Below are 3,547 nucleotides of genomic sequence, written 5' to 3' on the forward strand. Positions count from 1 at the left end.
ACCGAAGAAGAAGGTCACGGGTCTGATCAAGCTGCAGATCCAGGCCGGCGCCGCCAACCCCGCCCCGCCCATCGGCCCGGCGCTCGGTCAGCACGGCGTCAACATCATGGAGTTCTGCAAGGCCTACAACGCGGCGACCGAAGCCCAGCGCGGCAACGTCATCCCGGTTGAGATCACCGTGTACGAAGACCGTTCGTTCACGTTCATTCTCAAGACCCCGCCGGCCGCAGAGCTCATCAAGAAGGCAGCGGGCGTGCAGAAGGGGTCGTCGACCCCGCACACCGTCAAGGTGGCCAAGCTCAGCAAAGAGCAGATTCGCGCCATCGCGGAGCAGAAGCAGGTTGACCTCAACGCCAACGACATCGAGGCGGCCGAGAAGATCATCGCCGGCACTGCTCGCAGCATGGGCATCACCGTCGAGCAGTAGCTCGACCCACCACCTTCACATCAGCGGGAGAGCCTGCCAGGCTCGCCAACCGCGAACTCACTTTTAGGAGACACAACATGGCACAGAAGTCGAAGGCCTACCGGGCCGCGGCCGAGAAGATCGAAGACGGCAAGTTCTATTCCACGACTGAGGCCGTGGCTGTCGCTCGTCAGACCGGCTCGAAGAACACCACCTCAACGGTTGAGGTCGCGCTCAAGCTCGGCGTCGACCCGCGTAAGGCAGACCAGATGGTGCGTGGCACCGTCAACCTGCCCCACGGCACGGGCAAGACCGCCCGCGTTATCGTCTTCGCGACGGGCCCGGCAGCCGAGGCCGCTATTGCGGCCGGTGCTGACGAGGTCGGTGGCGTTGAGCTCATCGAGAAGGTCGCGGGCGGCTACACCGCTTTTGACTCGGCGGTCTCGACCCCCGAGCTCATGGGCCAGGTCGGCCGTCTCGGCAAGGTGCTCGGCCCCCGTGGCCTCATGCCCAACCCGAAGACCGGCACCGTGACCCCCGATGTCGCGAAGGCTGTCACTGACATCAAGGGCGGCAAGATCGAGTTCCGCGTCGACAAGCACGCCAACGTGCACTTCATCATCGGCAAGACCTCGTTCAGCGAAGAGCAGCTGCACGAGAACCTCAAGGCGGCGCTCGACGAGGTCATGCGCCTCAAGCCGTCGAGCTCGAAGGGGCGTTACCTGCAGAAGGGCTCGCTCTCGACGACCTTCGGACCGGGCATCCCGCTCGACGTCAACGCCGTTTAGCGTTCACGGGTGCGCCGCCGCTACTGCGACGCACCAACCGAATGGCCCCGCCGCTGGCGGGGCCATTCGCGTTCTCGGCTCTGTCGTCGCCGGGCTAGCCGGGCACGTGGCGGGCGGATGCTCGCCGCTAGCCGCGGGCAACCTCGATCGCGATCTTGCCGCGCGTGTGGCCCGCCTCAACCAGGCGGTGCGCCTCAGCCAGCTCGGCGAGCGGCAGCACACGGTCGACGTGCACGCGCAGGTCGCCCGCCTCGAGCATGCGGGTGATGACGGCCAAGGTTGCTCCGCTCGGTGAGACCTTGTAGTCGGTGGCCCGCACGCGAGCATCACGCGCGTCGTCGAGCATGGTTGGCCAACTCCCGCTCGGGGCGTTGATGAGCAGCCCGCCGGGCCGCAGGGTCGCAAGCGACCGCGAGCCCGTGTTGTCATGCACGTTTCCGATCAGGTCGATGACAACGTCGTGGTCGTGCACCTCGTGCTCGAAACGTGTGGTCGTGTAATCGATGACACGTGCCGCTCCGAGCTCGCGCACGAACGACACATTGGCCGTGGAACACGTGGCGGTGACCGTTGCGCCGAAGTACGTGGCCAACTGCACCGCGAAGTGGCCGACGCCACCGGCTCCCGCGTGGATGAGCATCCGTTGGCCCTCATGCGCGCGCGCCACATCGACAACCATGCCCCATGCCGTGAGCGCGGCGAGCGGCACCGCTGCCGCTTCGGTCATCGTGAGGGTTGTGGGCTTCGGCGCGAGAAAGAGTTCGGGTACCGCCGCGTACTCAGCATTGCCTCCGTCAAGGCGAGGAACGGTTGTCATGCCATAGACCTCGCGGCCGGGGGCCAGCGCGTGCGAGTGGTAGGCCGACTCGACGACGGTTCCCGCGATGTCGTACCCGAGAACGGTGGGGTATTGCCGAATAGCCGCCGCTGATCCGCGACCGGAGCGCGTCTTGACGTCGATGGGGTTCACGCTCGTCGCGTGCACGCGCACGAGTGCCTCGGCCCCGGCACGAACGGGCATCGGCACCTCGGTCACCTGAAGCACGTCAGGCCCGCCTACGGCCGTCATCACCATCGCCTGCATCGTTGTCATGGCTCGTCGTTCCTCCCCCTGGTGAGCCCAGTGAACACGATGCGCGGGTCAGCCGTGTTAACGCGCGGTCACATCCCTGCTACACCCGCGTGGGGAGCGCCGCGCGGTGGCCGTAGCATGGGCGCTGACGATTGCCGCCGTTCGTGAAAGGTGCCTCGTGCATGGGTTGTGTGTCATCGATTCCGTCACGGTCGACTGACCGTCTGTGATCGATAGCCCTCGGCGGCACGGGGATGCCGCGCTCGCCATCATCGGCGCCCTCCTGGTGGCCGCCTCTCTCGTGCTCATTTGGCTCGCTCGCGTTCGGGTGCCGCGCGAGCTCTACGTGAGCGAGCTCGGCGCCCTCGGTGAGCCGACGGCCGAGCAGTTTCGAATGGCCCTGCTCTTGCTCGTTGCGGGGGGATTGCTCGTCGCATGGTCGATGCGTGACCTGCGCAGCCGTCCCGCCCTGCTGCGCCGCGGAACGCCCGCTCTCACGCTCGCGTTCGCGTGCTCGGCGTTCTTCGTCGCCTCTCAGGTGCCGTGCACTCAGTCGTGCCCCTTGCCGCTCGGAGACACGTTCACGGTGCAAGATCTCGTGCACACGCTCGCGGCCATTGCCGCGTTTGCCGCGGCCTGTTGGGCGATGCTGCAAGTCGCTTTTGCGCCGGGCCACCGAGCGTTAAGCGGCATCACGCTCGTCATGGCACTCGCGGTGGGAGTCGTGGCGGCGACCGGAGGCCTGCTCTCATTGGCGCGCTGGAACGCTGTCTTTGGCAGTCGCCTCGAACTTGTCGCGACGACAATCGGCATTGCGTGGCTCGTGGTTTTCGGCATTGTGCGCGCGACCCGACTCGTCACCCGACCGGTGATGACATCGGCCGCGACCCCGGACGCCGCTTAGGTCATACCTATCTTGGTTGCGCGGCACGCGCGCCCGTAGAGTGGACGCATCGATCGCGCATTGAAAGTGTGATCGCCACCACTGAGGAGTCGTGCCGTGCCCCGTCCATCTGCCTCTGTGCAGCTCTATACCGTGCGTGATGCCCTTGCGGCTGATCTGTCGGCGACCACGCAACGACTGGCCGACCTCGGGGTGCGCGCGGTCGAACCGTACGGTCTCGTGGAAGCCGCGGACACCCTCGGTCCCGCTCTTGCTGCGGCGCACCTCGTAGCCCCCACCTCTCATGTCACGCTGCATGGCGGCGTTCACGATGCCGCATTCGCCGCGGCGCGAGCGCTCGGTGTCGCGACGCTCATCGACCCCTACATTCCCGAAGA

Annotated in this window: 4 protein-coding genes and 1 pseudogene; 4 read left to right on the top strand and 1 reads right to left on the bottom strand. The window is 66.5% G+C overall.

Features of this window, described 5'->3' with window-relative positions; genetic code table 11:
* Together rplK and rplA are read left to right on the top strand one after the other, a co-directional pair.
* Positions 1-427 (top strand): 50S ribosomal protein L11 (rplK, locus tag SFU54_RS08335; RefSeq protein ID WP_319015818.1); only part of this gene is annotated, 427 nt, incomplete at its 5' end.
* Between the two features lie 77 nt (positions 428-504).
* A complete protein-coding gene (rplA, locus tag SFU54_RS08340; protein WP_319015819.1) occupies positions 505-1,194 on the top strand; it encodes a 50S ribosomal protein L1 in 690 nt (229 codons plus the stop codon).
* 127 nt (positions 1,195-1,321) lie between these two features.
* Here rplA and SFU54_RS08345 read toward each other — a convergent pair whose 3' ends face one another.
* On the bottom strand, positions 1,322-2,287 hold the full coding sequence (locus SFU54_RS08345; RefSeq protein ID WP_319015820.1) for an NADP-dependent oxidoreductase: 966 nt from the start codon (positions 2,285-2,287) through the stop codon (positions 1,322-1,324).
* Between the two features lie 205 nt (positions 2,288-2,492).
* Between SFU54_RS08345 and SFU54_RS08350 the strand changes: the two genes are divergently transcribed.
* Positions 2,493-3,170 (top strand): DUF998 domain-containing protein, encoded by a 678-nt coding sequence (locus SFU54_RS08350; RefSeq protein WP_319015821.1) that lies wholly within the window; start codon positions 2,493-2,495, stop codon positions 3,168-3,170.
* 96 nt (positions 3,171-3,266) lie between these two features.
* Positions 3,267-3,547 (top strand): annotated as a pseudogene (locus tag SFU54_RS08355) (sugar phosphate isomerase/epimerase); the annotation flags it as partial.

It is taken from the genome of Microcella sp., from assembly GCF_033763155.1.
Classification (GTDB): Bacteria; Actinomycetota; Actinomycetes; order Actinomycetales; family Microbacteriaceae; genus Microcella.

Excerpts from the sequence above, each read along its gene's own strand:
- rplA (WP_319015819.1), top strand. The coding sequence starts at position 505 with ATGGCACAGAAGTCGAAGGCCTACCGGGCCGCGGCCGAGAAGATCGAA.
- SFU54_RS08345 (WP_319015820.1), bottom strand. The coding sequence starts at position 2,287 with ATGACAACGATGCAGGCGATGGTGATGACGGCCGTAGGCGGGCCTGAC.